This is a genomic window from Lentzea sp. NPDC092896 (genome assembly GCF_044754905.1).
Taxonomy (GTDB): domain Bacteria; phylum Actinomycetota; class Actinomycetes; order Mycobacteriales; family Pseudonocardiaceae; genus Lentzea.
Genome location: NZ_JBIVPX010000014.1, coordinates 105409 through 123858, shown reverse-complemented (window position 1 = coordinate 123858; position 18450 = coordinate 105409). Strand labels below are relative to the sequence as shown.

Sequence of the window (18450 nt, the reverse complement as noted above, 5' to 3'; positions counted from 1 at the left end):
AGCCTCCGCCTACCCGCTTCTCCGGTTTCGCAGCCTGCTCAGGCGCGCGAACGAGCCTGCGCGCGGCCGCGTCGGCCTCGATCTCAGACTGCCTCATCTTCGCGATAGCAAACGCTTGGTCGTGCGACAACATGACAGATCTCCCTCGGGTGGTTGTTACTCGGGTCCGACCGTGTGGCTCAGGAAGAACCTGACCGCCCGCGAGCCCTCCGGCCGCAGCGACGGATCCAGGCGGCGTTCGTCGTACTTGTCCAGCAGCGCCTGCAACTCCGCCACGTACTCGACAGCCTCAGCCGCGGTGATGAACTTGACGGTGCCCTCGGTGCCGACCGCCTTGCGCCATTCCGCAGGCAGGTGCTCCCACTGCCGCAGGCGCTCCCGCATGCGTTCGAACTCCTGGTCCAGGAACGCCATCGAGGCCGCCTCCGCGGCCATCGCCGCCTCGCCCTCAAGGCCTTCCGTCGAGATCGACTGGCGCTTGTGAACGATCTTCCACGGCTTTTGCCTGCCCGGACCCTCGACCTCGCCGACGAACCCGTACTTGGCCAGCATGTTCAGGTGGTACGAGCAGCTCGCGACGCTTTCACCGAGCGCCTCCGAACACTGGGTGGCGGTGCGCGGGCCCTGCTCCGTGAGCAACTGGAGGAGCTTCCACCGGAACGGGTGGGAGAGGGCCCGGAGCGCCTTGGTGTCAGTGATCGGATTCTCGGTCATGACACGAGGGTACCCACATCAACAAACCTTTAGCAAGGTTCCTTGATATATAAATCCTGATATAAAACCACCCAAGATCCGCCAGGCTGTGCGCATGACCTGGGGGAAGTGGTGGCTGCTGGGGGCGTTCGGCGCGCTGGTGGCGGTGACGTGGATCAACCCGCCGTGGCCCGCCGAGCAGGCGTTGCACAGCTCGTTGACGGCGGTGGCGATCTTGGCGCTGTGGCTGCTGAGACGCAGGCTGGACACCGCGCAGTGGGCGTGGGCGCTGGTTTTCCTTGCGCTGCACACGATCGCGGCGCGGTGGATCTACTCGTTCGTCCCGTACGACGACTGGACGAACGCGGTGTTCGGCGTGCGGCTGTCGGAGGCGTTCTCCTGGGACCGCAACCACTTCGACCGGCTCGTGCACTTCGCGTACGGCGTGTGCCTGACCGCGATCCTGCGGAGGAAGTGGGTGCGGTCGGTGGAGATCGTGCTCGCGACGAGCGCGCTCTACGAACTGCTGGAGTGGGCGATCGCGATGACGCTCGCCCCTGACGTCGCCGAGGCCTACAACGGCCAGCAGGGCGACATGTGGGACGCGCACGCCGACATGGCGCTGGCCGCGTTGGGCGCGCTCGTCACCAGTCTGGTGAGTTGCGCGCTACGGCGGTCACGAGCGGCAGCGACTCGATCACCGGCACCCGCAGCAGCTCCGCCGGAACGTCCGGGTCGCGCACCGGCTCGATGAGCTCGCGCAGCAACGCGCCGACGACGTCGTCCGCGGCCTGGTCGACCTCGTGGATGAGGTCGCGCAACTGGTCCGCGGCCTCGTTGAGCACCCGCGGCCGTTGCGGTTCCTCCAGCATCAACGCCGCGAGCCGCAGCACCCGGCGGCAGGTGCGCAGCCGAAGGCTCCTGCTCGCGGACTCGCGCGTGCCGGCGAGACCCAGCCGGCCGCGCGTGCGTTCGATCCACGGCTCGACCGTCTCGCGCCGCCAGATCGGGCCGGACGCGAGTTCCGCGTCCGGCTCGGGAATGCCGTGCGAGCGTCTCTTGCGCCAGACAGCCACCAGCTGCCGACTGAGCCCCATGGCGTCGGCGATCTCGGCGATTCCGTAGAAGTCCCCCACGCCGCCAACTGTAACCAGAGATGACGCGGAGTGTCATCAAAAATGTCTCAAATGCGTTCGAGAACAGCCCTCGCCGCGTTGTGGCCGCCGATGCCGCTCACGCCGCCACCGCGCCGGGAACCCGCACCGCAGACGAAGACGTTGTCCACATCGGTCTCCACGCCCCACTTGCCGACCTGGTCGTCGCTCTCGGCGAACGGCCAGTCGAGCTCCCCGTGGAAGATGTTGCCACCCGGCAGGCCGAGCTCCTCCTCCAGGTCCAGCGGAGTGCGCGCCTCGATGCACGGGGCGCCCTGGGCGTCGAGCGCCAGGCAGTCCTGGATCGGCTCCACGAGATGCGCGTTGAGCTGGTCGAGGTAGCGCTTCACCAGCTCGTCGCGCAGCTCGGTGTTGCGGCCCTCGAACAACGACGCCGGCAGGTGCAGGCCGAACAACGTCAGCGTCTCGTGGCCCTGCAGCGACGGCCCGAGGATCGACGGGTCGGTCAGCGAGTGGCAGTACATCTCGCCCGGCAGCACCGACGGCACGTGGCCGGCGGCGCTCTCCAGGTAGGCGGTCTCCAGCTGGTCGTAGGACTCGTCGAGGTGGAACGTGCCGGCGAACGCCACCCGCGCGTCGACGCCGGACTTCAGCTCGGGCAGCCTGCGCAGCAACATGTTGATCTTCAACTGGCAGCCCGGCGCGTCGTGGACTTCCAGTCCCCGCAACCGTCCCAGCACCGACGGCGCCACGTTGGACAGCACGAACCGGGCCTCGACAGTCGTGTCGCCGTAGGTCACGGAGGCGGTCTTGCCGTCCGACTCGACGGAGGTGACCTCGGCGCCGGTGATGATCCGCACACCGGCCTCGCGCGCGACCCGTTCCAGCTCGGCGGTGACCCCGCCCATGCCGCCGACCGGGACCTTCCACTCACCGGTGCCGTTGCCGATCACGTGGTAGAGGAAGCACTTGTTGGCGCGCAACGAATGCAGCGACGAGTGCGTGCCGATCAACGCGTCCGTGGCGACGACCCCGCGCACCAGGTTGTTGTCGAACAGCTCCTGCAGCGTCGCGCCGATCGGCCGTTCGAAGACCTGCTCCCACAACCGGCCGCGCACCACCTTGTCGACGTGCACGCGCAGATGTTCCCGTGACACCAACGGTTCCAAAAGAGTCGGCGCCAGCGCCTCCGCCATCAGTTCCAGGTCGGCGTACCAGCGCTGCCACCGCTCCCAGTCCTCCAGCGACCCGCAGACGGCCTCGAACGACGCCACCGTCGCCGCGCCGGGCGAGCGTTCGACCAGCAGCCCGCGCTTGCCGTTCGGCGTGTAGGACGAGGTCGAACGAGACTTCAAAGCCAGCTTCAGCCCCAGATCCGACACGATCCGGTCAGGCAGCAGCGACACGAGGTACGAGAACCGCGAGAGCCGGGCGTCGACGCCCTCCCACGGTGAGGCGCTCACCGCCGCCCCGCCGACGTGCGGCAGCTTCTCCAGCACCCTGACCGATTTCCCCGCTCTGGCGAGGTACGCGGCCGCCACCAGCCCGTTGTGGCCGCCCCCGACGATCACGACGTCGTCCATGCCCCGGAATCCCTCCCACGTAGCCTGGTCGGTGGGGAACATAGCGTTCCGAAGGAGATGTGCACATGGGCCGAGTGACGGTGCGCCGAGCGGTCGAACGCGTGTCGCCGAGCGGTCGGCGCCGCAGGGTGGACGCGCTCGCCGCCGAGGAGCCGCTGGAGCTGCGGGTCAACGGGAAGGCGTTGGCGGTCACGATGCGCACGCCCGGCCACGACGTCGAGCTCGCGCACGGCTTCCTGCTCAGCGAAGGTGTCATCGGGTCGCCGGAGGACGTCTCGATCGCGCGGTTCTGCGAGGGCACCGGGCCGGACGGGATGAACACCTACAACGTGCTGGACGTCGCGCTGGCCGAGGGTGTGCCGCCACCGGACACCGGGGTGGAGCGGAACTTCTACACCACGTCGTCGTGCGGGGTGTGCGGCAAGGGCGCGCTGGACGCGGTGAAGCTCAAGACCCGCTACTCCCCCGCGCTGGACGAGGTCAAGGTCACGCCTGAGGCGTTGACGGGCTTCCCGGACGCGTTGCGGGAACGGCAGAAGGTCTTCGAGAGCACCGGCGGGCTGCACGCGGCCGGGCTGTTCGTCGACGGCGAGTTGCTGGTCGTGCGTGAGGACGTGGGGCGGCACAACGCCGTGGACAAGGTGCTGGGCTGGGCGGTGCTGCAGAACCTGGTGCCGTTGCGCGGCGCGGTGCTGATGGTGTCCGGGCGGGCGTCGTTCGAGCTGGTGCAGAAGGCCGCGATGTCCGGGATTCCGGTGCTGGCGGCGGTGTCGGCGCCGTCGTCGCTCGCCGTCGAGCTGGCCGAGGAGCAGGGCATGACGCTCGTCGGCTTCCTGCGCGGCGACTCGATGAACGTCTACACCGGTGGGGAGCGCGTGGTTGAGACCGCTTGACGGTGTCGTGGTGGTGAGCCTGGAGCAGGCCGTCGCGGTGCCGTACGCGACGCGGTTGCTGGCTGATCTCGGCGCCCGGGTCATCAAGATCGAACGGCCTGGCTCCGGGGACTTCGCGCGCCACTACGACTCGTCGTGCGGCGAGGTGTCGTCGTACTTCGCGTGGACGAACGCCGGCAAGGAGTCGGTGTCCCTCGACATCAACCACCCCGACGGCCGTGAGGTGCTGGAACGGCTCGTGGCGCGCGCCGACGTGCTGTTGTGCAACCTGTCGCCACGGGTGTGGGAGCGGCTCGCGCTGGAGCTGCCCTCGACGTTGATCGTCGGTGAACTGTCCGGCTACGGCTGGGACGGCCCGTACGCGGACCGCAAGGCGTTCGACGCGCTGGTGCAGTCCGAGGCCGGGCTGGTGTCGCTGACCGGGGAGGGCGACGTGATGGCCCGCGCCGGGATCTCGGTCGCGGACATCGCGGCGGGCGTTCAGTTGCAGTCGGCGGTGCTGGCGGCGTTGTTGCAACGCGGCCGGACGGGTGAAGGCGCACGGCTGCGGTTGTCACTCTTCGCGGCGATGGCCGAGTGGATGCACCAGCCGATGCTCTACGCCGCCGGAACGGGTGCGGCGGCCCCGCGGTCGGGCGCGCACCACCCGAGCATCGCACCGTACGGGCCGGTGGCCTGCGCGGACGGCGCCGTGCACCTGGCCGTGCAGAACGACGGGCAGTGGCAGCGCCTGTGCGACCTGATCGGGCTCGCTCCGGAGGAGAGGTTCGCCACAGTGGCGTCCCGCGTGGAGCACCGCGGGGAGCTGCAGAAACTGCTCGAACAGGCGTTTTCGGACCTCACCGCGGCCGAGTTGCTGACCACTTTGGACGCCGCCGACGTGCCGGCCGCGCTGACCCGCCCGATCACCGACCTGCCGTCGCACCCGCAGCTCGACACCTGGGTTGACGTGCGCGTTCCCGGCGGAACGGCCCGGATGCTGCCGCCGCCGGTGGCCGGTTTCGAGTGGTCACCGGGTGCGGTCCCGGCACTCGGCGAGCACAATCAGGACGTGCTGACGTGGTTGGGCTATTCGAGTGAGGAACTGTCTGCCTTACGCGTGCGTTCCGTCCTCTGAGTAGGAAACGAGGAACGGTGCCCACGCGATGAGGTGAGCATGGGGGAACCGAGGTACAGCCGCCGCACCCTCCTGGCGGCGATCGGCGTGGTCATCGCGACAGCCACCGGCGTCGCGACGTACGTGTCGTCGTCGTCCAACGCCGTCGAGCAGCAGATCGCGACCGCGGACCGGGTGAGGACCGCCTCGGCCGCGAAACCGGCGATCCGCTTCGAGCGCGTGTACTCCGTCGCCCGCCACCGCGACGTCACCCTCGCCTTCTACCTCCCGGCCGGCGTGAACCCCCGCGGCCTGCCGATGTCGATCCTGCTGCACGGCCTGAACGGCGACGCCAAGCACGCGGCCGTGGGCAACCTGCCCGACGTCCTGGCCGCCGCCGTCGCCAAGGGCTCGGTGCCCGCGTTCGGCTTCGTCGCGGTCGACGGAGGCAACAACTACTGGCACGAGAACATCCCCGGCGACGACCCGATGGCCATGCTGCTCGACGAGGTCCCGCGCTGGCTCAAGGACCGCGGCTACGGCGAGCCGTTCGCGGTGACGGGGGTGTCGATGGGCGGCTTCGGTTCGCTGCTCTACGCGCGCCGCCGGGCCGAGCGCGGCGACCCGATCGCGGCCGCCGCGGTCATCTCCCCCGGCCTGATCACCACGTGGCCGGAGATGGCGAAGCGGCGGGCGTTCAAGGACGAGGGCGAGTGGACGTCGCTCGACCCGTTGCGCCACATCAGGTCCACCGGCCCGACCGCGCTGGGTGTGTGGATCGGCGACCGCGACAAGTTCATCGAGGGCACCCGCCGGTTCATCCGCGAGGTGCGGCCCGAGGCGAGCGCGGTGAAGGGCGGCGGCCACGACGACGGGCTGTACCGGAAGGTGACGCCCGACGTCGTGCAGTTCCTCGCCAAGTACGCGAAGCGCGCCGTCTAGACCCTCACGGCCGCACGGCCCCAGTGCAGGTACTTCACCCGGTCCTGCTCGTCGCGTCCGCACAGGACGAACACCGCGTGATACCCGTCCTCCTTCTCGACGGCGATCAGCGCGTCGTCGCGGAACCCGGTGAACTCGCGCTCCTCGTCGTCGACGAGAGCCTTGAAGACGTGGTCGAGGGCCACGAACCGCAGCTTCACCCTGCCCCCGTCTCCTTCGGTGACGTGCGCCTCCAGCCCCGCGGACCGGTACACGCCGACGACCTTCTCGACGTCGATCGGCACCGGTGCGAGAGGCGGCACGGGAAAGGCGGACGGCGTGACGCCGGCCAGGTCGCCCAGGACCTTCTGGAAGACGGCGCGCACCAGCGGCAGGCTCTGCCCGCCGTTGGTGAGGACCGCGATCGCGACTCCCGCACTGGGCACCACCCGCAGAAGTGCCTCGAAGCCCAGCGTCGTTCCGTTGTGGCTCACGCCGGTCTGGCCGTTGGCGTAGCGCTGCACGACCCAGCCGAGCCCCTGCTTGCCACCGAGTCCGAAGTTCGGGATCGGCGCCTGGGCTTCCCGCATCGCGTCGAACTCATCGGTGTCCAGGTGCATCCGCGCGAACGCCACCAGGTCGCGTGCGTTCATCGCGAGCACCGACCCCGCCGGGGCGTCCGCCTCGGTCATCAGCTTCTCGGCCGGCTTCGACTCCTTGCCCAGATGCCCCGTGGCGCACGTCTGCGCGGCGTACTCGGCGTGGCTGGTGGCCGCGGTGCGCAGACCGAGCGGCTCGATCAGCCGTTCCCTCAGGACGGTGTTGAAAGGCTTGCCGCGCAACACTTCCACGATCCGGCCGAGCACGACGAACCCGCTGTTGCAGTACGTGTAGAGCTCACCGGGCGCCACCACCTGCCGTGCGTCGGCCATGAGTTCGACGTACTTCTCGATCTTGTTGTCACCGCTCCCGGTGTCGTGCCAGAGATCGCCGTCGAAACCGCCGGTGTGGGTGAGGAGGTGGCGCGGCGTGATGATCCGCGCGGCCTGCTCGTCGGCGAGCCTGAACTCCGGCAGCACGTCCCGCACCGGGCGGTCGAGGTCGAGCAGCCCCTCGTTCACCAGTTGCTGGATGAGCGTCGCCGTCCAGACCTTGGTGATCGACCCGATCTGGAAGATGGAGTCGCTCGTCACCTTCTCGCCGGTGACGTTGTTCAGCACACCTGCTGCCATGTCGACGATTTCGCCGTTGTGCAGCACCGCGACCTGGGCTCCTACGACGCCGTGTTCCGCGATCAGTTCGTCCAGATTGATCATGCTTCTCCCCCAGGAGTTCTCAGATCCGGGCGGCTGCCCGCCCGAAGTGCAGCAAGCCGTTCTTGAGCACCAGCACGGTGTGCGGTTTCTCCACGGCGATCAACGCGTCGTCGCGGAGGCGCGCGAACTCACGCTCCTCGCCGTCGAGCCGGATCAGCACGCGTCCGTGATCTGCTTGCGTGACAACGACTTCGTGGCCCGCGCAACGGTAGGTGCCCGCCACGCGCCCGACGTCCACCGGCTGGGGATCGGCGGGCGGGACCGGCAACTCGGCCCTGCGCACACCCGCAAGTTCGCTGAAGACGTTCTCGATGACGGCGTCGAACACCGCCTGCGCCCGGCCACCACTGGCGGTCAGGGCGATGGCGACCCCGCGTTCCGGCGCGACCCGCAGGTACGCGCTCAGGCCCTTGTTGCCTCCGTTGTGGCCCACCACGGGGCCACCGGAGTAGTCGTGCAACTCCCAGCCGAGGCCCCACCTGGAGCGATAACCGAAGTCCGGCAAAGAGACCTGTGGTTCGCGCATGACCGCGAACGCCGGTGTCGCGAGGTGCATGCGCGCGAACGCGAGCAGGTCCCGGGCGCTCATCGCGAGCGCCGATCCGGCGGGCCAGTCGGACTCCGGTCCCGGATCGGTCACCGGCTGTCCGTCCACGTGCCCGGCGGCGGCGTGCAGTGCCGCGCCCTCCGCGTAGGTCGTCGCGACGGTGAGACCGAGCGGCGCGGCGATCCGTTCCTTCAGGACGGTGTTGAAAGGCTTGCCGCGCAACACTTCCACGATCCGGCCGAGCACGGTGAACCCGCTGTTGCAGTAGGACCACAGCTCGCCCGGCGGGAAGATCTGCTCAGCGTCGGCCAGCCGTGCCACGAACTTCTCGACGGCGTCGTCGCCGGAGCCGGTGTCGTGGAACAGATCGCCGTCGACGCCGGACGTGTGGGTCAGCAGCTGCCGCGGCGTGACCACCGGCCGGAAGCCCGGCAGGACGTCGCGCACCGGGCGGTCGAGGTCGAGCCGGCCCTCGTTCGCGAGCTCCTGGACGAGCGTCGCCGTCCAGACCTTGGTGATCGACGCGATCTGGAAGAGCGAGTCCGGCGTCACCGGCGCGCGCGTGCCGGCGTTCAGCACACCCGCGGCGACGTCGGCGATCTCGCCGTCGGTCAGGACGGCGAGCTGGGCGCCGACGACGCCGTGTTCCTCGACGAGCTCGTCAAGGTTGATCACGTTCCCCCCAAGGAAGTGATGTCTAGCGCGGTGAGAGCGGCACCGTCTTCGACCGCACCCACTTGAGCACCGCGGGCCACTCGCCGTAGCCCGCGTCGATGTTGATGTGCCCGGCACCCGGCAGCACGTCGATCTCGATCCGCAACGCCTCGGCGAGCTGCTTGGCGGCCTGCATCGAGCAGTGCGGGTCGCCCTCGCCCGCGATCAGGCGGGTCTCGGTGGCGGCGCGGCGCAGGCCGGCCGGGTCGAGCGGGGCCGGGAAGAACGACTTGATGGCTGGCTCCGGGTGGTCCAGCTCGGGCGGGGCGACCAGCAGCACGCGGTCGACGTGGGCGATGTTCTCGCGGGCCGCGTGGTGCAGCCACAGGTAGCAGCCGAGCGAGTGCGCGACGACGACCCGTTCGCGATCGGCCGGCAGGGCTTCGAGGTGGGTGTCGAGCTCACCGAGCCAGGTGTCGCGGTCGGGCGCCTCGGGGCTGCTGAAGTGCGGCAGGTCGGCGAGGCCGCCATGCTCGGACACCGTCTGGGCCAGCCAGCGCTGCCAGTGGCCAGGGCCGGAACCGGTGTAGCCGTGGAGCAGGAGCACGTGAGGCAACGACATGCCTCCACCTTAGGACCTCTCAACGACGAAGGGCGCCCGGTCGGTGACCAGGCGCCCTTTCGACTGTGAAGACGAACTCAAGCAGACTTCTCCCGACGCTCCCGGCGCGAGGGCTGCCGGGCCACGATGGTCGGGTTCACGTTCTCCTTCACCGTCTGCTCGGTGATGACGACCTTGGCGACGTCCGTGCGGCTCGGGATGTCGTACATCACGGGCAGCAGGACTTCTTCCATGATCGCCCGGAGGCCACGAGCACCGGTGCCGCGCAGGATCGCCTGGTCGGCGATCGCCTCGAGCGCGGTCTTGGTGAACTCGAGCTCGACGCCGTCCATCTCGAAGAGCTTCTGGTACTGCTTCACCAGGGCGTTCTTCGGCTCGGTGAGGATCATCACGAGCGACGGCTTGTCGAGGTTCGTGACGGAGGCGACCATCGGCAGACGCCCGATGAACTCGGGAATCAGACCGAACTTGATCAGGTCCTCCGGCATGGAGTCGGCGAAGAAGTCCGACGCCTCCACCTCGGCCTTGGAACGGACCTCGGCACCGAAGCCGAGACCGCGCTTGCCGACGCGGTCCTGGATGATCTTCTCCAGGCCTGCGAACGCACCCGCCACGATGAACAGCACGTTCGTCGTGTCGATCTGGATGAACTCCTGGTGCGGGTGCTTGCGGCCGCCCTGCGGAGGCACCGACGCCGTCGTGCCTTCCAGGATCTTCAGCAGCGCCTGCTGAACGCCCTCACCGGAGACGTCGCGCGTGATCGACGGGTTTTCACTCTTCCGAGCGATCTTGTCGACCTCGTCGATGTAGATGATGCCCGTCTCGGCGCGCTTCACGTCGTAGTCAGCGGCCTGGATGAGCTTCAGGAGGATGTTCTCGACGTCCTCACCGACGTACCCGGCCTCCGTCAGCGCCGTCGCGTCGGCGATGGCGAACGGCACGTTCAGCATCTTCGCGAGCGTCTGCGCGAGATAGGTCTTGCCGCACCCGGTCGGGCCGAGCATCAGGATGTTCGACTTCGCCAGCTCGACGCCGTCGTCACGACCCTCGCGCCCGCGGTCGCCCGCCTGGATGCGCTTGTAGTGGTTGTAGACGGCGACGGACAGGGTGCGCTTGGCGTCACTCTGGCCGATGACGTACTGGTCGAGGAACTCGTGGATCTCGGCGGGCTTCGGCAGCTCGTCGAGCTTCACGTCACCGGCTTCGGCCAGCTCCTCCTCGATGATCTCGTTGCAGAGATCGATGCACTCATCGCAGATGTAAACGCCGGGGCCGGCGATGAGCTTCTTCACCTGCTTTTGGCTCTTTCCGCAGAAAGAGCACTTCAGCAAGTCGCCGCCGTCACCGATACGCGCCATGACCGCTGACCTATGTCCCCTCCGGCGCACACCTGCTGTAGTGCGCCTGCTGACTTGCTGTGGCAGTCCCACTGGCTGTGGGTGCTGAGCCCGTTCTCCTGACGGTACCTGGCCGACCCCGTTTCAGGGGAGGACCCGCGGCCCCCCGACGCGCCGATCAGGCCAGATAACCGGTCACATCGGCGTGTCGGGTGGGCGCGCAGTGCCCGAGCTCTGGGGTTTCCCAGAGCATGGGCACCAGGCCCGGGGTCTGGGGTGGCCCCAGAATCACCGGGAGGCGGATGGGCGAGCGCTCTTCGCGAGCACACCTCGCCCGTCCGCCGTCGCTCAGGACTTGGCGGAAAGCTTGCGGTAGGGCAGCACCGTGTCGACGATGCCGTACTCCCTGGCCTCTTCGGCCGTCAGAATGCGGTCGCGCTCGATGCTCTCGCGAACCTCCTCCGCCGTCCGGTTCGTGTGCCGCGCGAGGGTGGATTCCATCAGGCGGCGCACGCGCTGGATCTCGTTCGACTGGATCTCCAGGTCGGACACCTGACCGTACGCGCCCTCCATCGAAGGCTGGTGGATCAGGATTCGCGCGTTGGGCAGTGCGTGGCGCTTACCGGGCGTGCCAGCGGCCAGCAGCACGGCCGCGGCGGAGGCCGCCTGGCCGAGGCAGTACGTCTGGATGTCCGGGCGGACGAACTGCATCGTGTCGTAGATGGCCATCAACGAGGTGAACGAGCCACCCGGCGAGTTGATGTACATCAGGATGTCGCGGTCGGGGTCCTCGGACTCGAGCACCAGCAGCTGCGCCATGACGTCGTTCGCCGAAGCGTCGTCAACCTGCACGCCGAGGAAGATGATGCGCTCCTCGAAGAGCTTGTTGTACGGGTTCGACTCCTTCATGCCATAGCTGGTGCGCTCGACGAACGACGGCAGCACGTACCGCGACTGAGGCATGTGGAACTGGCTCACTTGAGGTCTCCTAGCTGACGTCAGTTGTTCGAGTCGCCGACGGGCTGAGCCCTGGTGACGACCTTGTCGACGAAGCCGTACTCGAGCGCTTCCTGCGCCGTGAACCAGCGGTCGCGGTCGGAGTCGCGGGTGATGGTCTCGAGCGTCTGGCCGGTGTGCTCGGCGATGAGCTCGGCCATCTCGCGCTTGGTGCGCGTCAGCATGTCCGCCTGGATCGCGATGTCCGCGGCCGTACCGCCGACACCGGCCGACGGCTGGTGCATGAGGATCCGGGCGTGCGGAAGCGCGTGGCGCTTGCCGGGTGCGCCGGCCGAGAGCAGGAACTGCCCCATCGAGGCGGCGAGGCCCATCGCGTACGTGGCCACGTCCGGCTGGATGAGCTGCATCGTGTCGAAGATGGCCATGCCCGCCGTGACGGAACCACCCGGCGAGTTGATGTAAAGCGTGATGTCCTTCTCGGGGTCCTCTGCGGCGAGAAGCAGCAACTGAGCGGTGATCTGGTTCGCGATGCCCTCTTCGACCTGTGAACCCAGGACGATGATCCGCTCGCGGAGCAGCCGCTCGTACACCGAGTCGTTGAGGTTCATCCCGGCGGTGGCCGACCGCATCTCGGGGGTCGGGAAGGAGTGCTGCGTCACGTCTGCCTGCCTAACTCCAGGTGGAACGAATCTGGATGTCAAAACTCTCTGCGATCGACCTTAACGAAGACGGGCGGCGTCAGATGCCCGACACCGCCCGCGTTCGCTAAGGGCTTTACTTCTCCGAGTCCTCTTCGGACTTGGTCTCGCCGAAGAGCTCGTCGAGGTCCAGCTTCTGACCGGTCGAGTCGCTCACCTCAGCCTGGCGCACGACGCTCGCGAGCGCCTTGCCCCGGCGGACGTCGGCGAAGATCGCGCCGAGCTGACCGGACTGCTGCGCGCGCTTGACGTACTCGTCAGGCGAGATGCCGAAGCGCTGCGCCTGGTAGATGATCCGCTCGGTCAGCTCGCCGTCGGACACCGTGACCTGCTCGGCGTCGGCGATCGAGTCGAGCACGAGCTGCGTCTTGACGGCCTGCTCGGCGGCGGTGCGGAGCTCGGCGTCGAACTCCTCCTCCGACTGGCCCTGCTCGGTCAGCCAGGCGGCGAACTTCGCGTCGTCGTGGTCGAAGGCGTGCACGGCGTCGTGCTTGCGCGCGTCGATCTCGCCCTGGACGATGCCCTCGGGCAGCGGGACCTCGGTGGTCTCCAGCAGCGCCTCGAGGACCTTGTCGCGAGCCTGCACGCCCTGCTGCATCTTCTTGACGCGGCTCAGGCGGGTCTGCAGGTCGGCCTTGAGCTCGTCGAGCGTGTCGAACTCGCTGGCGAGCTGCGCGAACTCGTCGTCGAGCTCGGGGAGCTGACGCTCCTTCACGCTGCTCAGCACCACGGTGACCTCGGCCTCGCGGCCCTCGTGCTCACCGGCGACGAGCGTCGTGGCGAAGGTCTTGGTCTCGCCGTCGGAGGCGCCGACGAGGGCGTCGTCGATGCCCTCGACGAGCTGGCCGGAACCGACCTCGTAGGACAGGCCGCTGGTGCGCGCCTCCTCGACCTCTTCGCCGTCGACGGTGGCGGACAGGTCGACGATGACGAAGTCACCGGTCTCGACCGGGCGGGAGACGCCGGTCAGCGTGCCGAAGCGGGCGCGCAGCTCGTCGAGCTGGGTGGCCACGTCCTCGTCGGTGACCTCCTGCTCGTCGACCGTCACGGCGAGCTCGCCGAACGCGGGCACGGTGATCTCGGGACGAACGTCGACCTCGGCGGTGAACTCGAGCGTCTGACCGTCCTCGATCTTGGTGACCTCGAAGTCGGGACGGCCGAGCGTGCGCACCTCGCCTGCGTTGACGGCTTCCAGGTACTTGGCCGGGATGGCCTCCTGGATGACCTCGTCCAGGACCGGGGCGCGGCCGATGCGGTTCTCCAGAACCTTCGCGGGGGCCTTACCCGGACGGAAGCCGGGGATGCGGACCTGCTTCGCGAGCTTCCGGTACGCCTGGTCGAAGTTCGACTTGAGCTCGTCGAACGGCACCTCGACGTTGATCCGGACCCTCGTCGGGCTCAGGTGCTCGACGGTGCTCTTCAACGTGGACTCCTCGTAACGAACAAAGAACGTGCAAGACAGCCGGTACCACCACCTGGGCGCCCGGATTTCCAGCGAGTCTAGGCGAGACCCGTGCTGTGACCGCCGCCACCCCGGCGAGCACGGCCGCCCAGCGCTGTCGGCACCGTTCGCTAACGTCGCCTCCAGACGGCGGATTCGCGCCGTTATGGGGGCTTCACCCGACTTCCGGGAGCTGGACGTGCACCGTTCTTTCACCAGATTCCTCGCCGTGACCGCCGCGGGCGCCGCGCTCGCCGCCGCCGCGGTGGCACCCGCGTCGGCCGGCACCCCGGTCTTCCCGCAGATCGCCACGGCGTCCGCCTACGCGCTCACCGTCAACGGTCAGACCGAGGGTTTCAGCCGCACCTGGCTGCCCGGCGCCGAGCCGATCTCGTTCTGGGCGGACGAGGTCGTGGTCGGCCGCACCCCGCTGCATCCCGGCTGGGGCGTGCACCTGGCGGACGAGGACGCGGCGCCGCAGTTGCCCGAAAGCGGTGTGGCCCTCTACGCCGGCGTCGGCGAGGGCACGAACGTGATGGCCGAACGCGTCGCCTCGATCGCGCTCACGGACTCACGGGGCCCGTTCCTGGCGTTCGGCGAGATCAACCGCAGGGCGAGGTGCAACATCGACCCGGACGGCTACAACGCGATCGGCGACACGTCGAAGCTGGCCCTCTACCTCCGCGACGCGGCGGGCGAGATGGTGAAGGCCCCGTCCAACGGCTTGGGCGTGCACACCCTGACGAACGTCGACGCGGGTGACTCGGCGACCCCGGACGGCGCGCAACGGACCACCACGATCGAACTCCGCGGCGGGCAGCGCGCGTCGATCCTCGAAACGTGGCGCGCCGAGTTCCCCCACACCTACGAGTGGGCGGACGGCATCCGCCTCACCGTGACCCAGCAACTCGGCACCGAGCCGCCGGTCGTCTACAGCTTCCTGCTCGGCGGCGGAGCCTGCGGGGCCTGATCCACCACCCACAACGCCGGCACCTCCCCGCGGAGGTGCCGGCGTTGTTTTGTTCGCCTGGCGAAAGGCTTAACCGAAAAGAGTCGCCCAGCTACCGCCCGTCAAAGCGCCCGTCTCAATTTCACTCGTTCGGCCGAAACAGCCTTTCCAGACCGATCAAGATGACTCCATAAGCACCAATCGACCCGGCGCGGCTGACAGGTAGCGTTACTGCTCCCGCACCATCCGTAACAGGACCACGGGAACGAACGAGAAAAAGTCGTCGCACCGTTTTACCCCGAGGATCCGCCTGATGGAGACACGCCAGCTTCTCGCGTTCACGACCGTGGTTCAGACAGGGAGCTTCACCAAGGCCGCTGCCACGCTCAACTGCTCGCAGCCGACCATCACCACCCGCATCAAGGCGTTGGAGGAGGCCCTCGGGGTCGTCCTTTTCCGACGCCTTCCCAGAGGTATCCAGATGACCTCCGCGGGCGTGGAACTACTGCCGTTCGCGCGAAACATCATCAACCTCACCGAAAAGGCCCGAAAAGCCATCACGATGAACGGTGAGCCCCACGGCAAACTCGTCATCGGTTCCGCACAGAGTTTGACCGACTACCGTCTGCTACCGCTCATCGAATACATGTGCTGGCGCTACCCGTCGGTCCAACTCTCGCTGCACTCCCGCAACGCGCTGAACAACCTGAACTCGGTGCGCGACGGCCAACTGGACTGCGCGTTCTTCATCGGCGCGATCGAACCCCGCGAGGGTCTCGAGACCACGGTCCTGTGCCCGGAGCCCCTGGTGATGATCGCGGGCCCGAACCACATGCTCACCCAGCGCCAGTCGCTGTCCGAGGACGACCTCACGAGCAGCACGTTGATCCGCGCCGAGAACGGCGCCTCGTACCACGAGCTCTTCGAGCACTCCCTGGGCTACGACGACACCCGTGCCCCCGTGCTGGAACTGGACTCGGTGGACGCCGCCAAACGCGCGGTCGCGTCCGGACTGGGAATCGCGCTCATGCCGGAGGTCACCGTGTCCGCCGAACTCGCCGACGGCAGGTTGGTCCGCTTGCCCTGGTCCTCGACGTTCCGCGTCTACACGCAGTTCGGCTGGCGCCAGGACAACTCGACGAACCCGGCGGTGACGGCCCTGGTGTCCGCGGCAGCCCAGGTGGTGAGCGACCAGGTCGCCTCACTCACCTGACGCGTGGGGTGGGGTGATCCACACCCCACCTACACCGGTCCGGTGCTCCCCCGCACCACCAGTTCCGGCAGCACGTCCTCGACATCGGTCGGCGACGCCCCGTCGATCACGGCCACCAGCGCCCGTGCCGCCCGAGCGCCGAACGCGAAGGTGTCCCTGGACAACGCGGTCAACCGCCCGTGCTGGCACAGCACCGAGTCGTCCCAGGCCACGATCGACAGTTCGGCCGGCACGGCGACCCCGAGCGACGCGGCCACCTCGGCCCCGGCCACCGCCATCACGTCGTTGTCGTAGACGATCGCCGTAGGCCGGGCATCCATCGCCAGAAGTTCACGCGTGGCCCGCGCTCCAGTCTCGGCCGTGTAGTCCCCGGCCACCACCACACCGTCCACAACGGACGAAGCGAACGCCGCGTCCCGCCGGACGGTGTGCAGCAACGAGGCCAGCCCGGCCACCCGGGCGATCCGCTGATGCCCCAACGACTTCAGGTACTCGACGACCGAGGTCATGGCCGCGTAGTCGTCGGCCCACACCGAGGCCAGCTCCCCGTGATGCCCTGCGCCGCCCACCACCACGGCCGGCAGCCCCAGCGCGGACATCAGCTCGACCCGGGGATCCGACACCAGGAGATCCACCAGGAACACCCCGTCGACCCGGTGCTCGGCCCACCACCGCTGGTACAGCGCGATCTCGGCCTCGCGGGAATCCACCACCTGCAACAGCAGCGCGCAGGACATCTCCGACTGCATCCCGGCGATCAGCTGGAAGAAGAACGCCTCGTCCCCCAGCGCGCGGGGCGGCCGCACCAGCACCAGCCCCACGGCGTCGGCGGACGCGGAGGACAACGCCCGAGCGGTGACCGAAGGCCGGTACCCCAGGGTCGACGCGACCTCCAGCACCCGCGACCGGGTCAGCTCCGACACCCCGGACCGGCCGTTCAACGCCAAAGACACAGCGCCCTTGGACACCCCTGCCGCCGCCGCGATGTCCTTGATCGTTGGCCTCTTCACCGCACCCGCACCCTGTCCAGAACGAGACAACAAGACGTTCGGAGGCTAGCCGGAGATAAACCGGTTTAGCTAGGGTCCGCGACCAAGGAGGTGGGTGTCATTGGCTTCCTCCTCAGCTCAAGGCTGAGAAGTCCTGTCGGGCTCACGCCCGTCAGTTCCTGTTTCCTCACCCTCGGGAGGGAGGTTGCGACGGTTGCCTCGCCAGCGAATGCCGGGTCGGTCTGACACCATCTCCACAGGCTGCGACCGCCAGCCCGGCGGCCAGAACGTTCTTCGCGGCGTTCACGTCCCGGTCGTGGACCGCGCCACATCGGCACGTCCACTCCCGCACGCTCAACGGCAGGGAGTCGACCCGCAGGCCGCAGGCCGAACAGGTCTTGCTCGACGGGAACCACCGATCGACCGCGATCACTTCACGGCCGCGCCAGACAGCCTTGTACTCCACCATGGATCGCAGTTGCGACCACGAGGCATCGGCGATGAGGCGCGCCAGACGGCCGCTGCGGAGCATGCCGGAGACGTTGAGATCCTCGATCACGATCGTTTGGTTCTCACGAACGAGCCGAGTGCTCAACTTGTGCAGGAAGTCCCGCCTCCGATCGGCGGTGCGAGCACACAGGCGCGCGACCTTGCGGCGTGCCTTCTCGCGGTTGGCCGATCCCTTCCGCCTGCGGGCGAGCACGCGCCGCGCCCTGGCCAGTCGTTCCTGATCCTTTTGCTGATGTCGCGGGTTGGCGATCCGCTCCCCTGTCGACAGCGTCACCAACGCCGTGACACCCACGTCCACGCCCACCGCGGTTGCAGACGGCGGGTGGTGATCCACGCTGGTCTCCACCAGGAGAGACACGAACCACCGTCCAGCGGTGTCCCTGCTGACGGTGACGGTCGAGGGCTCCGCTTCCTCGGGCAAGGGCCGGGACCACACGATCGCCAGCGGTTCGTTCATCTTCGCCAGCACGAGCCTGCCGTCGCGCCAACGAAACGCCGACCGCGTGTACTCCGCCGACGCGCGAGACTTCTTGCGCGACTTGAAACGCGGATGACGAGCACGCCCTGCGAAGAAGTTTCCGAACGCGCCCTGCAAGTGCCGCAGCGTTTGTTGCAGCGGAACGCTGGACACCTCGCCGAGGAAGGCCAGCTCCTCGCACCGCTTCCACTCAGTCAACATGGCCGATGTCTGGCCATAGGTGACACGCCGCTGCCCACGACTCCATGCCTCAACTCGGGCAGCCAATGCCTTGTTGTAAACCAGACGCACGCATCCGAACGTGCGCAACAGCTCCACTGCCTGCGCACAGGTCGGGTAGAAGCGGTATTTGAACGCCCGCCTCACCAGCGTCTTGCTCATGGTTCACATTCTGGCAAGCGATCATCTGCAGCTGACTCCGCGGGTGTACGTCCCAGT

Annotated in this window: 18 protein-coding genes; 6 read left to right on the top strand and 12 right to left on the bottom strand. The window is 68.2% G+C overall.

Translation table 11 applies throughout. The features are described from left to right. Positions 1-156 precede the first annotated feature (156 nt). Positions 157-714, bottom strand: a complete 558-nt coding sequence (locus tag ACIQF0_RS43835) for an ArsR/SmtB family transcription factor (protein WP_401040290.1) — start codon at positions 712-714, stop codon at positions 157-159. Between the two features lie 94 nt (positions 715-808). Here ACIQF0_RS43835 and ACIQF0_RS43830 point away from each other — a divergent pair, with 94 nt between their 5' ends. Continuing rightward, a complete protein-coding gene (locus ACIQF0_RS43830) occupies positions 809-1447 on the top strand; it encodes a DUF2238 domain-containing protein (protein WP_401040287.1) in 639 nt (212 codons plus the stop codon). Here ACIQF0_RS43830 and ACIQF0_RS43825 read toward each other — a convergent pair. Both ACIQF0_RS43825 and ACIQF0_RS43820 read right to left on the bottom strand, forming a co-directional pair. Further along, complete coding sequence (locus tag ACIQF0_RS43825) at positions 1338-1829, bottom strand: hypothetical protein (protein ID WP_143139052.1); 492 nt, start codon at positions 1827-1829, stop codon at positions 1338-1340. The two genes, ACIQF0_RS43830 and ACIQF0_RS43825, sit on opposite strands and share 110 nt — an antisense overlap. A gap of 47 nt (positions 1830-1876) precedes the next feature. Then, positions 1877-3391, bottom strand: a complete 1515-nt coding sequence (locus tag ACIQF0_RS43820) for a phytoene desaturase family protein (protein ID WP_401040284.1) — start codon at positions 3389-3391, stop codon at positions 1877-1879. A gap of 65 nt (positions 3392-3456) precedes the next feature. On the opposite strand from ACIQF0_RS43820, the gene fdhD reads away from it, so the two are divergent. Genes fdhD through ACIQF0_RS43805 form a run of 3 tightly spaced genes read left to right on the top strand, consistent with a single transcriptional unit; the run spans position 3457 to position 6322 of the window. Beyond that, positions 3457-4284 carry a formate dehydrogenase accessory sulfurtransferase FdhD gene (gene fdhD / locus ACIQF0_RS43815; RefSeq protein ID WP_401040281.1) on the top strand — a complete coding sequence of 276 codons (828 nt, stop codon included), beginning with the start codon at positions 3457-3459 and terminating at the stop codon, positions 4282-4284. Further along, positions 4271-5401 (top strand): CaiB/BaiF CoA transferase family protein, encoded by a 1131-nt coding sequence (locus ACIQF0_RS43810; protein WP_401040279.1) that lies wholly within the window; start codon positions 4271-4273, stop codon positions 5399-5401. Before fdhD ends, ACIQF0_RS43810 begins: the two co-directional genes overlap by 14 nt. Before the next feature lie 39 nt (positions 5402-5440). Then, on the top strand, positions 5441-6322 hold the full coding sequence (locus ACIQF0_RS43805) for an alpha/beta hydrolase (RefSeq protein ID WP_401040276.1): 882 nt from the start codon (positions 5441-5443) through the stop codon (positions 6320-6322). Here ACIQF0_RS43805 and ACIQF0_RS43800 read toward each other — a convergent pair. From ACIQF0_RS43800 to tig, 7 genes are all read right to left on the bottom strand, one after another. Further along, positions 6319-7617, bottom strand: coding sequence for a serine hydrolase domain-containing protein (locus tag ACIQF0_RS43800; protein ID WP_401040273.1), 1299 nt, complete (start codon positions 7615-7617; stop codon positions 6319-6321). The genes ACIQF0_RS43805 and ACIQF0_RS43800 overlap by 4 nt on opposite strands. A gap of 19 nt (positions 7618-7636) precedes the next feature. Further along, positions 7637-8839: a serine hydrolase domain-containing protein gene (locus tag ACIQF0_RS43795; protein ID WP_401040270.1), complete on the bottom strand. Its 1203-nt coding sequence runs from the start codon at positions 8837-8839 to the stop codon at positions 7637-7639. A gap of 22 nt (positions 8840-8861) precedes the next feature. After that, positions 8862-9440, bottom strand: a complete 579-nt coding sequence (locus tag ACIQF0_RS43790; protein WP_360046138.1) for an alpha/beta hydrolase — start codon at positions 9438-9440, stop codon at positions 8862-8864. Between the two features lie 77 nt (positions 9441-9517). Continuing rightward, on the bottom strand, positions 9518-10798 hold the full coding sequence (gene clpX, locus ACIQF0_RS43785) for an ATP-dependent Clp protease ATP-binding subunit ClpX (RefSeq protein WP_093605708.1): 1281 nt from the start codon (positions 10796-10798) through the stop codon (positions 9518-9520). A gap of 327 nt (positions 10799-11125) precedes the next feature. After that, complete coding sequence (locus tag ACIQF0_RS43780; RefSeq protein ID WP_090071479.1) at positions 11126-11740, bottom strand: ATP-dependent Clp protease proteolytic subunit; 615 nt, start codon at positions 11738-11740, stop codon at positions 11126-11128. Positions 11741-11775: 35 nt separating this feature from the next. Continuing rightward, positions 11776-12363: an ATP-dependent Clp protease proteolytic subunit gene (locus ACIQF0_RS43775; protein WP_189160236.1), complete on the bottom strand. Its 588-nt coding sequence runs from the start codon at positions 12361-12363 to the stop codon at positions 11776-11778. Positions 12364-12508: 145 nt separating this feature from the next. After that, a complete protein-coding gene (tig, locus tag ACIQF0_RS43770; protein WP_360046136.1) occupies positions 12509-13855 on the bottom strand; it encodes a trigger factor in 1347 nt (448 codons plus the stop codon). A 217-nt stretch (positions 13856-14072) separates the two neighbouring features. Between tig and ACIQF0_RS43765 the strand changes: the two genes are divergently transcribed. Next, the gene (locus tag ACIQF0_RS43765) at positions 14073-14843 is read left to right on the top strand and encodes a hypothetical protein (RefSeq protein ID WP_401040265.1); all 771 of its coding nucleotides are present in this window, start codon (positions 14073-14075) and stop codon (positions 14841-14843) included. Between the two features lie 292 nt (positions 14844-15135). Next, positions 15136-16035, top strand: coding sequence for a LysR family transcriptional regulator (locus ACIQF0_RS43760; RefSeq protein WP_360046132.1), 900 nt, complete (start codon positions 15136-15138; stop codon positions 16033-16035). 29 nt (positions 16036-16064) lie between these two features. Here ACIQF0_RS43760 and ACIQF0_RS43755 read toward each other — a convergent pair whose 3' ends face one another. Together ACIQF0_RS43755 and ACIQF0_RS43750 are read right to left on the bottom strand one after the other, a co-directional pair. Then, positions 16065-17045 carry a LacI family DNA-binding transcriptional regulator gene (locus ACIQF0_RS43755; protein ID WP_401040262.1) on the bottom strand — a complete coding sequence of 327 codons (981 nt, stop codon included), beginning with the start codon at positions 17043-17045 and terminating at the stop codon, positions 16065-16067. Between the two features lie 166 nt (positions 17046-17211). Continuing rightward, a complete protein-coding gene (locus ACIQF0_RS43750; RefSeq protein ID WP_401040259.1) occupies positions 17212-18393 on the bottom strand; it encodes an RNA-guided endonuclease InsQ/TnpB family protein in 1182 nt (393 codons plus the stop codon). Between the last annotated feature and the right edge of the window lie 57 nt (positions 18394-18450).